Origin of the sequence: Pseudomonas sp. M5 (genome assembly GCF_016907075.1) — a bacterium.
Taxonomy (GTDB): domain Bacteria; phylum Pseudomonadota; class Gammaproteobacteria; order Pseudomonadales; family Pseudomonadaceae; genus Aquipseudomonas; species Aquipseudomonas putida_E.
In genome coordinates this window covers 1,074,231-1,091,108 of record NZ_JAFBBH010000001.1, presented here as the reverse complement: position 1 = coordinate 1,091,108, position 16,878 = coordinate 1,074,231, and the positions used below count along the sequence as shown (strand labels likewise).

At 60.9% G+C, this 16,878-nt stretch carries 23 protein-coding genes; 13 read left to right on the top strand and 10 right to left on the bottom strand.

Features of this window, described 5'->3' with window-relative positions; translation table 11 throughout:
* Positions 1-127: 127 nt before the first annotated feature.
* Positions 128-2,128, bottom strand: a complete 2,001-nt coding sequence (locus JOE27_RS05130) for a U32 family peptidase (protein ID WP_204918118.1) — start codon at positions 2,126-2,128, stop codon at positions 128-130.
* 154 nt (positions 2,129-2,282) lie between these two features.
* The gene (locus JOE27_RS05125) at positions 2,283-2,642 is read right to left on the bottom strand and encodes a RidA family protein (RefSeq protein WP_012314719.1); all 360 of its coding nucleotides are present in this window, start codon (positions 2,640-2,642) and stop codon (positions 2,283-2,285) included.
* A 144-nt stretch (positions 2,643-2,786) separates the two neighbouring features.
* On the opposite strand from JOE27_RS05125, the gene JOE27_RS05120 reads away from it, so the two are divergent.
* The 3 genes from JOE27_RS05120 to JOE27_RS05110 are packed head-to-tail and all read left to right on the top strand — an operon-like array spanning position 2,787 to position 3,876.
* Complete coding sequence (locus tag JOE27_RS05120; RefSeq protein WP_204918116.1) at positions 2,787-3,332, top strand: hypothetical protein; 546 nt, start codon at positions 2,787-2,789, stop codon at positions 3,330-3,332.
* Positions 3,329-3,574: a hypothetical protein gene (locus tag JOE27_RS05115; RefSeq protein WP_125923684.1), complete on the top strand. Its 246-nt coding sequence runs from the start codon at positions 3,329-3,331 to the stop codon at positions 3,572-3,574. Before JOE27_RS05120 ends, JOE27_RS05115 begins: the two co-directional genes overlap by 4 nt.
* Positions 3,571-3,876 carry a hypothetical protein gene (locus tag JOE27_RS05110; RefSeq protein WP_119687132.1) on the top strand — a complete coding sequence of 102 codons (306 nt, stop codon included), beginning with the start codon at positions 3,571-3,573 and terminating at the stop codon, positions 3,874-3,876. The genes JOE27_RS05115 and JOE27_RS05110 overlap by 4 nt, the downstream gene beginning before the upstream one ends.
* A gap of 34 nt (positions 3,877-3,910) precedes the next feature.
* On the opposite strand, the gene JOE27_RS05105 is transcribed toward JOE27_RS05110, so the two are convergent.
* From JOE27_RS05105 to JOE27_RS05085, 5 genes are all read right to left on the bottom strand, one after another.
* Positions 3,911-4,744, bottom strand: coding sequence for a hypothetical protein (locus JOE27_RS05105; RefSeq protein ID WP_125923683.1), 834 nt, complete (start codon positions 4,742-4,744; stop codon positions 3,911-3,913).
* A 227-nt stretch (positions 4,745-4,971) separates the two neighbouring features.
* On the bottom strand, positions 4,972-5,481 hold the full coding sequence (locus JOE27_RS05100; RefSeq protein WP_348632613.1) for a Fic family protein: 510 nt from the start codon (positions 5,479-5,481) through the stop codon (positions 4,972-4,974).
* The gene (locus JOE27_RS05095; RefSeq protein WP_119687129.1) at positions 5,478-5,648 is read right to left on the bottom strand and encodes a YhfG family protein; all 171 of its coding nucleotides are present in this window, start codon (positions 5,646-5,648) and stop codon (positions 5,478-5,480) included. The genes JOE27_RS05100 and JOE27_RS05095 overlap by 4 nt, the downstream gene beginning before the upstream one ends.
* A 223-nt stretch (positions 5,649-5,871) precedes the next feature.
* Positions 5,872-6,126 (bottom strand): hypothetical protein, encoded by a 255-nt coding sequence (locus JOE27_RS05090; RefSeq protein WP_204918115.1) that lies wholly within the window; start codon positions 6,124-6,126, stop codon positions 5,872-5,874.
* Positions 6,127-6,271: 145 nt separating this feature from the next.
* Positions 6,272-6,526: a hypothetical protein gene (locus JOE27_RS05085; protein WP_119687127.1), complete on the bottom strand. Its 255-nt coding sequence runs from the start codon at positions 6,524-6,526 to the stop codon at positions 6,272-6,274.
* 238 nt (positions 6,527-6,764) lie between these two features.
* Here JOE27_RS05085 and JOE27_RS05080 point away from each other — a divergent pair, with 238 nt between their 5' ends.
* A complete protein-coding gene (locus JOE27_RS05080) occupies positions 6,765-7,460 on the top strand; it encodes a tRNA (adenine(22)-N(1))-methyltransferase TrmK (RefSeq protein WP_204918113.1) in 696 nt (231 codons plus the stop codon).
* A 1-nt stretch (position 7,461) separates the two neighbouring features.
* Here JOE27_RS05080 and JOE27_RS05075 read toward each other — a convergent pair whose 3' ends face one another.
* Positions 7,462-7,731, bottom strand: a complete 270-nt coding sequence (locus JOE27_RS05075; RefSeq protein WP_115275533.1) for a DUF2790 domain-containing protein — start codon at positions 7,729-7,731, stop codon at positions 7,462-7,464.
* Between the two features lie 130 nt (positions 7,732-7,861).
* Here JOE27_RS05075 and JOE27_RS05070 point away from each other — a divergent pair, with 130 nt between their 5' ends.
* The 6 genes from JOE27_RS05070 (at position 7,862) to JOE27_RS05045 (ending at position 12,918) form a co-directional block, all read left to right on the top strand.
* Positions 7,862-8,794, top strand: coding sequence for a LysR family transcriptional regulator (locus JOE27_RS05070; RefSeq protein WP_046786027.1), 933 nt, complete (start codon positions 7,862-7,864; stop codon positions 8,792-8,794).
* A 178-nt stretch (positions 8,795-8,972) separates the two neighbouring features.
* Entirely contained in the window at positions 8,973-11,138 is a 2,166-nt protein-coding gene (locus JOE27_RS05065) for a methyl-accepting chemotaxis protein (RefSeq protein ID WP_204918111.1), read from the top strand.
* 76 nt (positions 11,139-11,214) lie between these two features.
* Positions 11,215-11,415: a DUF1289 domain-containing protein gene (locus JOE27_RS05060; protein ID WP_012314714.1), complete on the top strand. Its 201-nt coding sequence runs from the start codon at positions 11,215-11,217 to the stop codon at positions 11,413-11,415.
* 76 nt (positions 11,416-11,491) lie between these two features.
* Positions 11,492-11,671, top strand: a complete 180-nt coding sequence (locus JOE27_RS05055; protein ID WP_115275534.1) for a DUF2986 domain-containing protein — start codon at positions 11,492-11,494, stop codon at positions 11,669-11,671.
* The gene (crcB, locus tag JOE27_RS05050; protein WP_161872387.1) at positions 11,665-12,048 is read left to right on the top strand and encodes a fluoride efflux transporter CrcB; all 384 of its coding nucleotides are present in this window, start codon (positions 11,665-11,667) and stop codon (positions 12,046-12,048) included. Before JOE27_RS05055 ends, crcB begins: the two co-directional genes overlap by 7 nt.
* Before the next feature lie 105 nt (positions 12,049-12,153).
* Positions 12,154-12,918 carry a hypothetical protein gene (locus tag JOE27_RS05045; RefSeq protein WP_115275535.1) on the top strand — a complete coding sequence of 255 codons (765 nt, stop codon included), beginning with the start codon at positions 12,154-12,156 and terminating at the stop codon, positions 12,916-12,918.
* Between the two features lie 94 nt (positions 12,919-13,012).
* On the opposite strand, the gene JOE27_RS05040 is transcribed toward JOE27_RS05045, so the two are convergent.
* On the bottom strand, positions 13,013-13,477 hold the full coding sequence (locus JOE27_RS05040; protein WP_046786038.1) for a hemerythrin domain-containing protein: 465 nt from the start codon (positions 13,475-13,477) through the stop codon (positions 13,013-13,015).
* Positions 13,478-13,517: 40 nt separating this feature from the next.
* On the bottom strand, positions 13,518-14,375 hold the full coding sequence (locus tag JOE27_RS05035) for an SDR family oxidoreductase (RefSeq protein ID WP_115274645.1): 858 nt from the start codon (positions 14,373-14,375) through the stop codon (positions 13,518-13,520).
* Positions 14,376-14,478: 103 nt separating this feature from the next.
* Between JOE27_RS05035 and JOE27_RS24935 the strand changes: the two genes are divergently transcribed.
* The 3 genes from JOE27_RS24935 to JOE27_RS05025 all read left to right on the top strand — a co-directional run bounded on the left by JOE27_RS24935 (position 14,479) and on the right by JOE27_RS05025 (position 16,792).
* On the top strand, positions 14,479-14,601 hold the full coding sequence (locus JOE27_RS24935; protein WP_256658422.1) for a hypothetical protein: 123 nt from the start codon (positions 14,479-14,481) through the stop codon (positions 14,599-14,601).
* On the top strand, positions 14,570-15,094 hold the full coding sequence (locus JOE27_RS05030; RefSeq protein ID WP_046786040.1) for a hypothetical protein: 525 nt from the start codon (positions 14,570-14,572) through the stop codon (positions 15,092-15,094). The genes JOE27_RS24935 and JOE27_RS05030 overlap by 32 nt, the downstream gene beginning before the upstream one ends.
* Positions 15,095-15,244: 150 nt before the next feature.
* Positions 15,245-16,792, top strand: a complete 1,548-nt coding sequence (locus tag JOE27_RS05025; RefSeq protein ID WP_115274646.1) for a PAS domain-containing protein — start codon at positions 15,245-15,247, stop codon at positions 16,790-16,792.
* Positions 16,793-16,878 lie beyond the last annotated feature (86 nt).

Below are 16,878 nucleotides of genomic sequence, written 5' to 3'. Positions count from 1 at the left end.
AAAGGGCCGCGAAGCGGCCCCAGGTTTTTGCATCGCTGCTGGTCAGCTGGGGCCGCTTCGCAGCCCTTTCCGACCGGTCCGGCGCCCCGGCAAGGCCGCTCCTACAGGCCACAGGGGCGTGTCACCCTCAGTGCGGTGCCCGCGGGATGGTCTTGAGCAGGTCTTCCGGGCTGATGTGCCCGACCACCTGAGCCACCGCACTGCCGGGTGTCGGCAGGTCGATGATGTGGCTCTTCATCTTGCCGACCACGTGCATTTCGCAAGGCTTGCAGTCGAACTTCAGGGTCAGCACTTCATCGCCCTGGATCAACTGCATCGGCGCCACCTTGGTGCGCACGCCGGTCACACCCTTGGCCTGTTTGGGGCACAGGTTGAACGAGAAACGCAGGCAGTGCTTGGTGATCATCACCGGCACTTCGCCGTGCTCCTCGTGCGCTTCGTACGCCGCATCGATCAATTGCACGCCGTGGCGGTGGTAGAAGTCGCGGGCCTTCTGGTTGTAGACGTTGGCCAGGAACGACAGGTGCGACTCCGGGTACACCGGCGGCGGCGTGGTCTCGGCCTTGCGCCCGCCACGCGGGTGGGCCTTGATGCGCGCCTCGGTCAGCGCCTCTATGGCTTCGCGGCGCAGGGCCTTGAGCTGCGAGTTGGGGATGAAGTACGCCTGCGGTGCGTCCAGCACGATGGCATAGGCGTGATACATCGTGGTACCCAGCTGGCCGAGCAGGTCGTGCAACTGGTCCAGGGCCTGCTGCGGCTTGTTGGCTGCGCCGAACGGGCCATCCAGGGCGACCTGCACGCTTACGCCTTCTTCACTGCAGACGCTGAGCATCAGGCGCTGTTCGGTGAGCACGGCGTGCCACTCCACACCTACCCGGCGCTCGGCCGAGGTGCGCTGCAGGGCCTGCTGCCAGTTGTGGTCCAGGTTGCGCGACAGCGGGTGGTTGGGCCGCAGCTTGTGCAGGCCCTCGGGCATCTCGTTGGGTTCGACCCGGTAGCGGTAGCGCTTGTGGCCGTCTTCTTCGAACTCGCCACGCGGCTCGGCGATGTTGGCACGGAAGCCCACCACGTCACGCTTGACCAGCACGTTGAGGCCGTCGCCGTTGGTCAGCGGCACTTCGGTGACCACCTGCAGGTCGCGCTTGCCGACCTTTTCCACCACACCTACCGGCAGGCCGGTGAAGGTTGGTGAGTCGAAGGCGCCGATGTCCACCTTGCGGTCGGTGACGAAGTAGTCGGTGCTGCCACGGTGGAAGGTCTTGTCCGGGTCGGGTACGAAGAAGTGCTCGGTGCGGCCGCTGGAGGCGCGGGCCAGGCCCGGGCGGTCTTCGAGAATGGCGTCGAGTTCTTTGCGGTAGTGGGCGGTGATGTTCTTCACATAGCCCATGTCCTTGTAGCGGCCCTCGATCTTGAACGAGCGCACGCCGGCATCGACCAGGTCGCGCAGGTTGGCGGTCTGGTTGTTGTCTTTCATCGACAGCAGGTGCTTCTCGAATGCTACCACACGGCCCTGGTCGTCCTTGAGGGTGTACGGTAGGCGGCAGGCCTGCGAGCAGTCGCCACGGTTGGCGCTGCGGCCGGTCTGGGCGTGGGAAATGTTGCACTGGCCGGAGAAGGCCACGCACAGCGCGCCGTGGATGAAGAACTCGATGGCCGCGTCGGTTTCGGCGGCGATGGCGCGGATCTGCTGCAGGTTCAATTCACGGGCCAGTACCAGCTGGGAGAAGCCGGCCTGGTCGAGGAACTTGGCCCGTTCCAGGGTACGGATGTCGGTCTGGGTGCTGGCATGCAGCTCGATAGGCGGGATGTCCAGTTCCATCACCCCCAGGTCCTGCACGATCAGCGCATCGACGCCGGCGTCGTACAGCTGATGGATAAGCTTGCGCGCTGGTTCCAGCTCGTTGTCGTGCAGGATGGTGTTGATGGTGGTGAACACGCGGGCGTGATAGCGCCGGGCGAACTCTACCAGCTCGGCGATTTCGCCCACTTCGTTGCAGGCGTTGTGGCGCGCGCCAAAGCTCGGGCCACCGATGTAGATGGCGTCAGCGCCGTGCAGGATCGCTTCACGGGCGATGGCCACGTCACGGGCAGGGCTGAGCAGTTCCAGGTGATTCTTTGGAAGGGACATGTCGTTATAGGTTCGGGCTGTCACGGTAGGGCGGCATTGTAGCGGGGAAATGGGCGGGTGGCATGCTTTGGCTGCCCAGAGGTGTTTTGCCGGTACTGCGTCCTGCTTGGGTTGGGGCCGCTTTGCAGCCCCTGGCGGTGAGGCAACCGCTGTGTCAGCCCTTGGCCGCCATCGCGGTCACTTCTACACGCATTTGCGGGTACGCCAGCGCCGCCACGCCCACGGCAGCGCGCACCGGCCACGGCTTGCTGAAGAAACGCTGGTACACCTCGTTGAAGGCGGCGCGGTCGGCCATGTCGGTGAGGTAGATGGTCAGGTGCATGACCCGGTCCATGCCGCTGCCGGCCTTTTCCAAGGCTTCTTTCAGTGCCTGCAGGGTGCTTTCGCTCTGCTGCACGATATCGCCGTCCAGATCGGCTGGAATCTGGGTGGTGACCAGCACGCCGTTGAACTCGGCGACGTCGGAAGAAATGGACTCGGCATCGGAATCCGGGGTGAAGATAATGTTGGCCATAAAGTGTTTTGCCTTGCGACGGAAGTAAGAATTTTCGCCTGACTTTCCGAGACTGTCGATTTTAGCCAACAGAAACGGGGGTTGCGCTTGCCGTGACTACATCATATTACCAAATGATGGATGTGTACGTGGTACACCCGCCAGATGGCTGGAACGCTGGCGCAGCCGGTGACACTGCTGTCGAACATCGCCAGCGAGAATGACCCCCACGCCCGAGGTCCCAACTCGATACTGGACCTGATCAAATACCGCTTGCCAGGCCTGCGCCAAAGCCTGTCGCCAAAGCTCGATGCCCTTGGCGAACCTATGCCGAACCGCACCTATCCTGGCGGTCCGCTCTCAATCGCCGCCCCCATCGCGCAGTCGCAGCAGACCGATGACCCAGTGCGCGTCGAGCTTGGTCGCCTTGGATGGGCACCGGGAAAGCAGAAAGGCGAATTCACTTCCGTCAAGGTCACGCATGTGCTGACCCCTGAACAGCTCCACGAACGCGACGAAATCACCGGCCAGCTCATCCTCCGCGATGCTAACGCCCTGATGCACAGCAAGGCGTGGCAGGCCCTGGACAAGGTCGTTACTAAAGCCCGCAACGCGGTCAAGGTCACGCTGATTCCCCTGGTCACGGCTGGCAAACGCAGCCCGCTCGACCGTTTGAAGCAAGCCATCCAGCAGCGGGAGGCCCGCAAATGAACCCCTACGGCGAAGCACAACAAGCCATTGAGGCCGCACAGAAACGCGTCGACGAACTGATGGACGCGCAGAAATTCTTGGATGCCGAACGCGAAGTCGCACGCCTTGCACTGCGAAATGCGCACGCAGCACTACAGCGCCTCAAGTCCGCTGACAGTCGCCTCCAGTCCAACGCCCGCAAGTCCGAACTCGACCATATGCGCGCCCAGCTGGACGCCCTCAATGGAGGTATTGCATCGTGACTCACTCCACGCATGAACATTTACAGCAGTTGCGCCTCGACGCGAAGCTGCACAGCCTTGACACCAGACGCGCCAAGATCGAGCGGGGCACTGGCGACGTGTTCGCTGTGCACTTGCCACGACCGGTGTGGAACATCAGCAGCGTGACCGACGAGAAGGGGCCGTCCATTGTTGAGTGCCGCTCTGCACCTGAGGCGGAGGGCACACTGCTCAGTTGGTTGCTGAAGCTCACTCGCGCCGAGCGCCTGGCCTGCCGTCAGGGAAAGTCAGAAGCCTGCACCACGTGGGAAGATGGTGGATGACTGATGTGCACATGTGGCGCTAGGGATGGCGCCGTCACCCAGACGTGGATTGTGTCTTTGCGATCATGATCCAGTCGTCAAACAGCGAGTAGTCAAAGCTCTCAGCTCGCGTCCTACCTTCGGCGTCCTTGTAAGCCACAAGCATAATGCCCTCTCGGTGGCGGTCTTCCGGTCGAATATGAATCGAGAACTGAGCGCTGCTGTTTGTGCGGATGCCATCAAGATACCCACCGCTCCAGTCAGGGAAAGGTGGCTCAAAAGAAACCTCAACGTCGTAGGCGTTGGCCCCGGTGTTCGTGAGGTTTATGGTGTTCGACATGTGCCCAGTGCCACCCGTAACCATCTTGACTTTGGCTGTGAAGACAGCCCTAAGCGCTCGGTCTTTCTCGTCGAGTTGGTGCTCGAACGCCTCTCGCTGCGCCTCGATCTGCTGGCTTGCGGCTTCCGCCATGCTCCTCAACTCTACGGCCTGCAGCTGGAGCGCTTCGGTGCCTTGGCGCAGTTCCTCACCTTGTTGCAGAAAGCCCAGCACCAACCACATGAATGCTACCGGCCCGAAAGCACCGGCGAGGAAGTCGCCGACCTCGTTCAAGGGCATGGTCATAAGTGAGTCGACGCGGCCCCCGATCAGTGGGAGCACAAAGGCGAAGTAGGACAGCGTAAGTGCGGTGCCGATTGCCCCGAGGTGGTTGCGCACACGCCAGCGCTTCGGCCAGCAGTAGAGCGCGAAGAGTTTCAGCAGCGCGGTCACCAGGACGGCGACAATCACGCCAATAGTGATCTCTGTCGACAGAGGTAGCGCCGGTTCAGGCACAACGGGTGGTGTGCTCCAGAACACGCCCGCCGATGGTTCCCACAATCCTGCCATTACCCTCTCCACCAGCACCGCGACCATTACGTGGCAAATAGCCAGCAATCATAGCGGCAGGGGGCAGGCGTCCGCTACTCTCGGCTTGGCACATGTGCAGAGGTATACCGCGCAGGGAACATCTACAATGCCTCACTCTCTGTGATCGGCTCTCCGATGCATCGGTCGAATATGTGAGCCAGCCACCCGTCGTCACCAAGGTAAGACCGTATATTGGCATTGACCCATTACTCGCTATCCACCAGCTCCCAGTTGATAGAGTATCCGGCATTGACAATGAGCCACTCAAACAGGATTCGCTGTGTGCGCCCATTACCTTCCCGAAAAGGGTGCACAACGTTTAGTGTGCCGTAAGACTCCGCTACTGCAACCACCAAGTCGGTTCGCGAATACCCTTCAAACCATCCAGCAGCACCCATCTTCGTGAATTCCCTTGCCGCTTCCGGCGCTATGCGCTCGGGGCTACAGAAGCGGGTTTCGTCCCTGCTGATCGCGCTGAAACGGACCTCGCCGGCCCAGCTATAGACCTGAGAAAACAGAGCACGGTGGATTTGTTTGAGGGAGTTCAGGCTGTAGGGCGGTGGCGTGAACTCCATGGTGGATGCTGCCACTGCGCTGAGATAGCGCTCGGCGTCCTCTAAGTCGTCAGGGTCGCGCAAGTCGAGCAGGTTAATTAGGACGTCCGTGCCCGGATAGCAGTCCGTGTCTTGGCCGGAACCGTACTTGTCCCGCCTCAAGCCTTGATCTGCCGCACAGCCTTGAGCGCTGCGGCACGGGTTGGCAGCTTGATCTCGTCTTCACCTTTCTGCACCCATACACCCTCAAGGCGCAGGCTGGCTGCATAGTTGGCCTTGCGGTGCTTGGCGAACCACGCTTTCTTGGCTTCCAAACTGAGCTTTTCCATATCCATACCTTTGGTTGCTTGTACTGCGATTGTAGCCGATCTATTTGCACTACTGGGATACCGCCTGTGCCCTTCAATCGACGCCGCTGGTGGTGACTGATGCCACCGGGGAGCACACTGCTGTCAATGTGCTAACCGCTGATTACAGCCCTTGCCACGCCCGGCCCCGGCATGCCCCTCCCGGCCTTGCCATGCCATACCTCGTCGAAAGCTAAACCCACGCCTACCTGACCCGTCGCATGAACAACCACAGGCTGACCAGCAACCAGCCCGCAATGTTCGGCATCGAGTACAGACCAAACTCCAGCCCCATCAGCACGTACGCCAGAAGCCATACATGTGCCCACAGCAGCGCGCCCACCAGTAGCGCCGCGAACGCTTCGGCGAAGTGCTGAACGTTGCGCACCACCCAGCTCCAGGCAAACGAAACTGGCATGAGGATGCAGCAAGCCGCGAAGCCATATGCACCAGCGGCCATGATGTTCGTCGGTGTGGCGTCAGCTATCCAGGCGAACAGCGCCGCGAACGCCGCCCAAAACACGCCCCCGCCTAGGGTCCAACGCCAAGCGGACTGGGGGTGTCGCTGCGCTCTGACGGCACTGTCGTGGTGAAGCAAATACGGTTCATGCGGGTTCTGTAGGTGCCTGGGTGGGTTTCCTCTCCGCTGCGCGGGCGAGGATCCAGGCATCGACCTCGCTTTTCAGCCAAGCGATCTTGGCCGGCCGACCATCGGCACGGATGGAGAGCACCACGAACCGCGGGAAGCCCGGCAAACGCACCAGTGTCTGGCGTTCGAGGCCAGTCGCCTTCTCGACGAGGCGGGTGGGCAGCAGTTCATCGACGGTGCGTTGGCTTTCAGTGACTTCGGCTTGGCTCATCTTGGTCGCTCCCGCGCTGGTAATGCATTTGAGGGTATGCAATCAGGTGGCTTGCGCTGAGATCACCGTACTAGGCGGGGTGAGGTAGGCGAGGGTGCACTTGCGACGGAAGGAAAGCCGCAAGCCTACGCGAGCACGGCGCAGGGGTCGAGCCACAGGGCACCGCTTGGCCCGCGCGCATTGTAATACCGCGCCACGGCGGTCAGAATCGCGCCGATTGTTGAGCAAGGGGCTTGAGTTGAACGAACAGACATTGTCGATGCGCCTGGAGCGTGTGGCGGCGCATGTGCCGCAAGGCGCGCGCCTGGCCGATATCGGCTCGGACCACGGCTACCTGCCGGTGGCCTTGGCGTTGCGTGGGGTGATCGAAGCGGGGGTGGCCGGGGAAGTGGCGCAAACGCCTTATGCTTCGGCCCAGCGCAACGTGCGCCGCAACGGCCTGCAGGAACACATCACCATTCGCCTGGCCGATGGCCTGGAGGCGATCCAGGCGCAAGACCGCATTTCGGCGGTGAGTATCTGCGGCATGGGCGGCGACACCATGTGCGAAATCCTGGAGCGGGGCAAGGCACGCCTGAGCGGCAGCGAGCGGTTGATCCTGCAGCCCAACGGCGGTGAGCGCGAGCTACGGGCCTGGCTGATGGCCAACGGCTACCGGATTGTCTGCGAAGAGGTGTTGCGCGAGAACCGTTTCGACTACGAGATCATCGTTGCCGAGCCGGGCGAGGCGGTGGTCTACAGCGCCGAAGAGCTGTATTTTGGCCCGGTGCTGATGCGGGAGAAAAGCCCGGCGTTTGTCACCAAGTGGCAGCGCATGCTGCGTCAGAAGCAGCAGACCCTGGCCAACTTCGAACGTGCCCGGGATGCGATCGCGCCACACAAGCTGCAGGACTTTGCCAGGCAGGTTGGCTGGATCACCCAGGTGCTGGCCTGAATCACTGCTGCGAGCAGTTACCCATCTCCTGGTAGTTGACCTCGTGGGTCTGGCCCTGATGGTCGACATAGACCATGTGTGCGGTGCCCACCTGGCAATCGGCAATGTTGCTGGCCGGGGAGATCGACACCACTTTGGCTACATCCAGCGGCATGCCGTATTCGTAGTTGGCGCTGTCGTTGGCGGCCGGCTGGGCGGCGCCTGGGGCGGCCAAGGCGCCGAACGAGGCGAAGGTGGCAGAGAGCGCAAGCAGCGCGATCGAGCGTTTGATGTTCATGGCAGGCTCCTTCTTCAATGTTTTACCAATGATGTATTGTTTGGCTGTGCACAATAAATGGGCTAAGCCGTGATAGATTCCTGCCTGGAACGTACGAATAAGAACGAACAAGGAGCCGAGCCCCATGGACATGCTGCACGCCATGCGCACCTTCACCCGGGTAGTGGAGTGCGGCAGCTTCGCCGCGGCTGCCAATGCCCTGGACATTTCAGCCGCGCAGGTGTCGCGGATCGTCGCCGAGCTTGAGAATCAGCTGCAGACTCGCCTGCTGCACCGCACCACCCGGCGCTTGCGCATGAGCGAGGCCGGCGAGCGGTTTCTTGAGCGCTCGCGGCAAATCATGCTGTTGACCGAAGAGGCGGTGGGCGAAGCGCGTGGCGCGCACCTGACCCCCCGTGGCCGGCTGCGCCTGCATTGCCCGCACGGCCTTGGCCTGTTGCTGATGCCGCTGGTGGCCGGCTACAACGCGCTATGCCCGGAGGTGGTGGTGGAGCTGACCCTGTCCCAGCGCAACCCCGACCCGCTGGCCGAAGGGCACGATGTGGTGATCACCGTGGACGACGCGTTGCCCGACTCACAGCTGATCGCTGTGCCGCTGGGTACCATCTTCAGCATCCCCTGCGCCGCGCCCAGTTACCTGGAGGCCCATGGTGTGCCCGAGCGGCCCGAAGACCTGCATGAGCACCGCTGCCTGCGCATGGCGTACCCGATGTATGAGGGCGACTGGGTGTTTCCCCAAGGGCTGGACCATTGCGTGATCGCGCCGCGCGACAGCTTCCTGACCAACGTCGCCGACGCGATGCTGGTGGCCAGTGAACTGGGCATGGGCATCGGGCTGCTGCCGTTCTACACGGCCAGCCAGGCGATCGAGCAAGGGCGCTTGCGGCGGTTGTTGGCACCTTACCGGTTGCGTGAGTGTGCGTTGTACGCAATGTACCCGTCGCGGCACTATCTGGATGCCAAGGTGCGGACCTGGATCGATTACCTCAAGGAGCAGTTGCCGGCGCTGTTTGCAGGGCATGAACAGATTGTCGATGACACGCAGTACTGGCGGTGAGTGAGATCAGGTCCTGTGGCGGGCGACCCTTATTGGCGCAGGTCGCATTTTTTGCCCCTCATTGGTGCGCAGATGGCGTACTGAGGCCATGGCTACCTGCCTAATCATTAGCTTGCATACGAGTTGGCGTAGTACTTGCTATCACTTTGCCATTGTGATGTCGCGTATGGTGAAGATAATGTCGCTCTCAAGTGGTTCCATGCAGTTGTCATCGGGTGAGAAGCGTTGGCTGCCGTGGTTCGGAAAAACCGGCAAGCTCAGCATGCGCTGGTCCTGCGGGCTCAACCGATCGACTTATCCGGTCATCGAGCAGACGTTCGAAGCCATAGCCCAGACCCGCATGCAGTTGCTGCAAAGCTGGGCGAGAGAACAGTGGGAACACCTGGCGGAACTTGCTGAAAACCTTGGCCCGGCCCTGGCTCACGACCGCACGCCATTGCTGGACAAGCTCGCCCAAGCGAACGACTTCTCGGAACTGTTCATCATCGACACCAGTGGCACGGTTGTGTTGTCGAGTTGGGCGCAACGCAGTAACGGCCAACGCATCGGGCAACTGGGCGCCTTGGCCCAGGGGTTGAAGGCGCCGTTTTTGCACGGCCCCTACAGTGATCCGCTGACCTTGCAGATCGGCCCCTCGTCGTCGCGGTTTCACGACGAAGTGACACTGATGTTCTATCAGCCGCTCAAAGCGCAAGGGAAGGTCTACGGCTGCCTCTGCGGCCGGGTGCCCAACGATGTATTGGGCGACCTGATCCAGCGCGAGGCCGGGCATATCTATGCCGAGTCCGGTGACAATTACCTGTTCATGGCGCAATCGCATTTCGACCCCGCTATCAAACCGGGTACCGCCCTGTCGCGCTCACGTTTCGAGGACGGCACCTTCACCCACGGGGAAAACCTCAAGAGTGGGGTGCATACGCCATGGAGCACCGTGCAGGTCCAGCGCCATACCGAGCTTGAGCTGCGCTTTACCGACCCTGCCACCCGCGAGCTTCATCCAGGCGTTCGGGAAACCATCCGCCAGGGCGCCAACCTGTTCGTGACTTACCCTGGCTATTCGGACTATCGCCATGTACCAGTGGTGGGCAAAGGCGTCACATTCCAGTTGCCGGGCTCGCCGGACCGGTGGGGCATGATGTGCGAAGCCGATCTGGAGGAGGTCTACCGGCGACGCTCACTCAGCTACGGGTTGATGAAGCCGTACATCGCGATCATGGCCGGCCTGTTTGGTTGCAACTTCCTGGTGCAGCACTACGCGGGCTTGGCGCAAGGCATCAACGATGCGCTGCTGGCCGTGAGCATGCTGGCTGCCACACTGCTTTTCAGTGCGCTGGGGCCAAGGCGGCTCGCTGCCAGGTTCAATGGCATGACCGATGTACTGCGCACCATCGCCGAGGGCGAGGGCAACCTGCGCCAGCGCTTGGACACCACGACCATGGCCAACGATGAAAGTGGCGACATGGCGCGCTGGATCAACAGCTTCATCGACCGCCTGGACTCGGTGGTGGGCCAAGTGGTCAAGGCCAGCCGCACGGTGGGCGCCACCAATCAGATGATGCTCGGGCGCAGCCACGAAGCGAGCGTCACCTCCAGCGAAGTGGCCGAGGCGGTGCACCAGATGATGATCATCATGGAGGAGCAACTGGGCGAACTGCAGCAGGCTTCGGTCAGCGCAGAGCAGATGAAGCAGGCCATGGACGAGGTGGTCAGCCGTGCCCGCGAGCAGTACCTGGCGGTGCAGGCCGGCACCCAGTCGATTCGGGATGTGGTAGCGCGTTCTGCTTCCAGTGTGCAGTTGCTCGACAGCAGGATGGCGCAGATCGGCAACATCAGCGGGCTGATCAGCGACATCACCAACCAGACCAACCTGCTGGCCCTCAATGCCGCCATCGAGGCCGCCCGCGCGGGCGAGCATGGCCGAGGGTTTGCGGTGGTGGCCGACGAAGTGCGCAGCCTGGCTTCGCGCACGGCGCGCGCCGCCGACGACATCCGGCACATGGTCGAAGGCCTGCAGAATGAAACCCAGCAAGCCGTCAGCTTCATGGAGGAGGGGGTACATAATGTCGATGACAGTTTGCGCCTGGCCGAAGATGCCTCGTCGGAGAACGTACAGTTGCACCAGGCGGTAGAGAGCATGTTCCAGATCATTCAGCAGCTCAACCAGCGCAGCCTGGCTTATGGCAAGACCATTGAGCAGGTCAACCAGTCTTCCAGTGAAATGCGCCAGACGGCGGTGGTGCTGCAGAGCAGTGCCGAGACGGTGAAGGCCAATGCCAGCAAGCTGCAGAAGCTGGTCGGGCAGTTCGAGGTCAGCAGCGATACCGACAGGGCCGCAGCGGCTTGAGGGCCTGTGGAGCGCCCTGTTCTCGGCGCATCTGGCCGTCGTGCGCTATCATCCGCGGCCACGACCGGAGCAGCCCATGGCCAAAGACATCGAAAACCCCTGCGTCTCGCTTTGCCAGCTCAACAGCGAGCTGTGCGTGAGCTGTGGCCGAACCCGTGAGGAAATCCGCAAGTGGCGCGGCATGAAACGCCCGGAGAAGATGGCCACCGTGCAGCGCGCTGCGACGCGGATGAAGGCCATCGTCAAGAAAAACGCCAAGCGCCAGGGCAACGAGTGATTCACCCGCGCCCCCAGGGCCTGGTTCCATCATTTATGATGTGTTCTACCTGATCAACCCCGTACCGAGTGGCACCATGAACCGTCGCAAGAAGATCAAGCAGTTGCTGCAAGCACACCAGAAAAAGGCCGCCGCCAAGCTGGCACCGCGAAACAAGCCTAAATACATCTGCAAGGCCGATCGGCTGAAGCTGGCGGCTGATGCCGGTACCGAATGCCTGCCAGTTCTTTGCCCGGAGCGCGATGCTGTATGTTGAAGTCGCTATTGGCCATCGGGATTGGTGCCATGGTCGGTGCCTGGCTTCGCTGGGGCCTGGGCATGAAGCTCAATGCACTTTTCCCCGCCGTGCCGCCAGGTACCCTGCTGGCCAACCTCCTTGGTGGCTACATCATTGGCTTGGCCATCGCATTCTTCTCCGCATCGCCGTCGCTCAGCCCCGAATGGCGCCTGCTGCTGATCACTGGTTTTTGCGGTGGATTGACCACGTTCTCCACTTTCTCCGCAGAGGTCGTGTCGCTTATGCAGGAGGGGCGTATTTCATGGGCTCTGGGCTCTATCGCTTTGCACGTCACAGGTTCCTTGCTGATGACTGGGGCAGGGTTGGCGACGTTCTACTTTATTAACGGGCGCTAATAATCTGAGTAATGCCCCAGCGGTTCCATTAGCATTGGGCGCTTATCTGCCGCCTGTCAGGCACGATAAGCCCACTCCTGTCTTTTGAAACTGATGCCGCCCTCAATGACTGCCTTCTACCTCAAGTTCCTGATCACCCCGACCCTCATGCTGGCCATCTCGCTGGCAGCCAGGCGCTGGGGTACCCAGATCGGGGGGCTGCTCTCCGGGCTGCCGGTCACCTCGGCCCTGGTCATGTTGTTTCTCAGCCTCGAACAGGGGCCTGGTTTTGCGTTGCAGGCGGTGCCTGGCGCATTGGCGGGGTTGGCCGCCGTACAGGCAACCTACCTGTTCTACTACCTGGTGACCCGGCATGTGTCCGCTTTTATCGGCTGCATCACGGGCGTGGCGGTTTACGCGGTCACCGCCTTTGTGATGAGCCGCTTGGGCATGGTGGCGGTGTCAGTCGGCGTGACGTTGCTCCTGCTTACGCTGATCATCATCCTTACCTCGAACAATGCGCAGGCCGGTGCCGCGAAGGTTGTGCCGCTGCCTCGCTGGGTGATCCCCATGCGCATGCTCACGGCAACCCTGTTGTTGGTGGCGATCACTGCCAGTGCCCAATGGCTTGGGCCGGTGGCCAGCGGCCTGCTGGCACCCATCCCGGTGATTGCCTGGCCGCTGGCGGTGTTCGCCCATGTTCAGGGCGGTCACCAGGAGCTGGGTGCGATCGTGCGCGGCAATGCCATTGGCGCTGTGGGGGTGTTGGGCTTTTACCTGGCGGTGAAAAGCTCGATCGAGCCGCTGGGTACGGTACCGTCCATTACTGGCGCAGTGGTGCTGGCCGTGCTGGCAACGTTCGTGTTGGCGAGAATGCTAGGCAAAGGTTGAGGCTAGGGCAGGCGTATGGGGTCATAGTCCTGCCCGCGGCACCTTGCAGCATCTGCCAGTGGCATTTCATGCCTTTTGCTTGGCTGCTTTGAATTCAAGCGGCACGCTGCTCACCCTTGAGCATCTTTTTTTGCGCTTCCATGGCTTGGCCCATTTCTTCCAGCAGATCTTTGCTCAACAGCTTTTTCGCCGTGGGAAACAACTCGTCTTCCTCCTCTTCGATATGGTGTTCAAGCAACTCTTTCATCACTTTGACGCGGCCTGCAAATTCGAGCGTGCCGGTTTCGGTGTGCAGCAGGTCCGGCAACACCAGCGCATCGACCGTGCGGTGTTCCTCTTTTGCCTCGTAGTACATCTTCGCTTCTTCCTTGCCCCCGGCTTGTTTGATGGCCGGGTAAAGGATCTCTTCTTCAAGCGCGGTGTGGATCTGCAACTCCTGCTCGATCCGATGCAGGAGTTCGGCACGCTTCTTGACGGCGCGCTCGGTGGTTGAAGACAGTTCGTCCAGCAGCTTTTTAACCAGTTTGTGGTCTTGAATCAGCAGATCGATAGCGTTCATGGTGCACCTCATCGCGGTTGTGGAATCACGGCCTTGCAGGTCAAAGAATGGGTTTTCCGCCCGTAACGGCATAGCGTGAGCCAGAGATGTAGCTGGCCTCATCGGAGCCGAGCAAGACGTAGATCGGAGCTACCTCAACCGGTTGGCCCGGCCGGCCCATCGGATAGCTCGACCCGAAGTTTTTCACTGCCTCATCGGGCATGGTGGCAGGGATCAGTGGGGTCCAGATCGGGCCTGGTGCCACGCTGTTGACCCGAATCCCTTTGTCTCCCAGCAATTGGGCCAGCCCGGCGGTGAAGTTGGCGATGGCGCCTTTGGTGGTGGCATAGGCCAGCAGTTTGGGCGATGGGTCATCGGAATTGACCGAACTGGTGTTGATGATCGAACTGCCTTTGGGCATCGATGGCAGCGCCCGCTGGCAAATGCGGAATATGGCCGTGATGTTGACGTCGAATGTCATTACCCATTCGTCATCGTCGATTTCATCGAGGCTGTCGTGCGCCATCTGAAACGCGGCGTTATTGACCAGAATGTCGATACGACCAAACTGCTCCACGGTCTTGTCGACGATGTCGTAGCAGTGCTGTTTGCGCGCCAGATCCCCGGGCAGCAGCAGGCATTGCCGGCCCGCAGCCTGGACCCAACGGGCGGTTTCCTGCGCATCGTCGTGCTCATCAAGGTAGGCGAGGGCAATGTCTGCGCCTTCGCGGGCGTAGGCGATGGCGACTGCACGCCCGATCCCGCTGTCGGCGCCAGTGATCAGCGCTATCTTGCCGTTGAGTCGGCCGTTGCCGGTGTAGGTGTGCTCGCCACAGTCCGGGGAAGGTTCCATCTTGCGCTGCGAACCCGGGACGCTTTGCGGTTGTGAGGGAAACGGAGGGGTAGGGTAGTCACGCATGGTGCAAGCTCCTGCAGTTGGAAGGCTCATACCTGTTCGAAAGATGTGACAAGGGTTTGTTGGACGGGATCCGGTGTTTGAACGACGGACGGTTGGCCTGGGCATGGCGACTGAATTTTCGTTGTGCGCGCTGTTCTACCGCTCAAGCGCCTACCGCCACCCGGTATGGCTCAGCGAACACCAGGAGTCGCCACGTGCCTCGAATCATCACCCCTACCACCCCTGAACACGAGATCGATGAACACAATGCGAGGATGTTCGGTTCGCCTAAGGAGCGGCTGGACTTCTACCGCAGGGAAATTCAGTACGAGACCACCATCCTGGCCAACCGCACCGATGCCTACCTGGCCGCCCAGTCGTTTCTGGTCATCGCTTACGTGTCGTCCATGGGCAACCTGAACCAGAGCTGGGGTGAGATGTTCACATTGCTGGTGCCCGCCTTTCTCGCATTGCTGGGCGTGATGAGTACGCTCAATGCATGGCCTGGCATTCGCGCGGCCTATCGGATCATCGATCACTGGCAGCTCAAGCAAAGCCATCTTCTGCTCAGTGAACCCATGATGGGCCTGGCCTATGACGAATCTCCGCTGTTTTGCGAGGCGGAAACCTCCCGTGCAGGGCATCGCAAGTCCCTGCTTTTTTCGCTGCGTACGCCTTGGATCTTTCTTGGGTTCTGGCTGTTGCTGGGCAGTTATTCGGTTTATATCCAGCTTGCATGATCAAAGCGCAGGCAAGGGGCATGCATACATCAATGTTGGTGGTTGCACCGAAGCGATCAGCGGTGTTACACCAGATCTGATGTAGCCTACGGCCGTTTCTCCAAAGGCTAACCTTAGAACGGCATTTCTCAGCGCCCTGGAAGACTATTGATGCAGCAGCTGCCCCCTGACGAGACCATTCGTGCCGCACTCAGGAAATCCCAAGCCCGGCTGCACAGGCAGCACGAGCTGGTGGTCGAGTACGCGGTCATGTCGCTTAAATCCACCAACCTGGATGACGTGCTTGACCAGGCTTGCACACTGGTGGCCAAAGGCATGCACACCCGATTCGCCAAGGTCCTGATGCCGATTCCCGATAGCGACAGGTTTCTGCTGTCGCATGGGGTAGGGTGGGATGAGTCCGATATTGGCCACGCGACAGTGGGGGCCGACGAGGCCAGCCCTGCCGGGTTTGCCATTCAAACCTATCGGCCTGTGATTTCGAACCACCTGGGCCAGGAACAGCGCTTCAGAACGCCAGAATTGCTGAAAAAGTATGGTATCGAGCGTGCCATCAACGTGCCTATCAGGGGCGCATTGATGCCGTTTGGGGTACTTGAGGCAGACAGTAGCGATGGTGAGGATTTCATCGAAAGCGATCTGGTGTTCCTGGAAGGGATCTCCAACGTTATCTCCATGGCGGTTGAGCGGCTGACCGCTGGGGATGATCCTCAACTGGCCGACCCCTATTCGGAAAGCATGCTCAACGCCAGCCCGGACTGTGTGAACGTGTTGTCCAGCAGCGGTCACATCGAGTTCATGAACGACGCCGGGTTGGCGTTGATGCATATCGCCGACCTGGCAGAGATCAAAGGGCAGCCATGGTTGCAGCTTTGGCCCGCCGAGTCGGGCCCGGTCGTCCGGGAGGCTTTGGAAAAAGTCGCCAGAGGCGAGTCGACCCGCTTCGAAGGGTTCTGCCCTACCGGTCAGCAGGCGCCTAAATGGTGGGATGTCTCCGTTGCCCCCGTGTTGAACGCCGATGGCCAGGTCGAAAAACTCATTGCGGTATCCAGAGACATCACCGAACGGCACCATTATGAGGCTCAGTTGCTGTCGTTGATCGATGCACAGAACTCCAGGCTCAACAAGAACGACCTGCACCTCGAAGAAATCCATCACCGCGTCAAGAACAGCCTGCATCTGGTCAATACCCTGTTGCTATTGCAGGCGAACCTGACGCCGGATGCCGCGGTCAAGCTGCAACTGGAAACGGCAGCGGGTCGGGTTGTGACCATTGCCAGCGTGCATGAACGGCTCTATCAGACGGCCGATCAAGAGGTGCTTGCCGGCGACTACCTTGGTGCCTTGCTCGGTGACCTGGGGAGGGCACTGGCCGACCGGAAGATCGTCCTTGACGCTGACGCATTCACCCTGCTGCCAGCAAGAATGGCGCCGTTGGGTCTGGTCATCTCCGAGCTGATCACCAATGCCTTGAAATACGGCAAAGGCACCATCGAGGTCAGCGTGCGGGATGCAGGTGACCACGCGTTGATCACCGTCACTGACGAGGGTGACGGGTTTCCCGAAAATTATCCCAAACCTAGCGGAACGGGCCTTGGCATGCGGCTTGTCAGAAGTTATTCAGGCTATGGCAGCTCGGCGATCTCGATTGATGGGGGCACAGATAAAAGCACCATTCACGTTCGCTTCAAACTCTGATGTTGAAGGCGGGGATGCAGGTATGCCTGGAATTCTCCAGTACCCTTGACTCGAGCGCCGCCTGCGTGGCGCCCGATCCCGCAAAC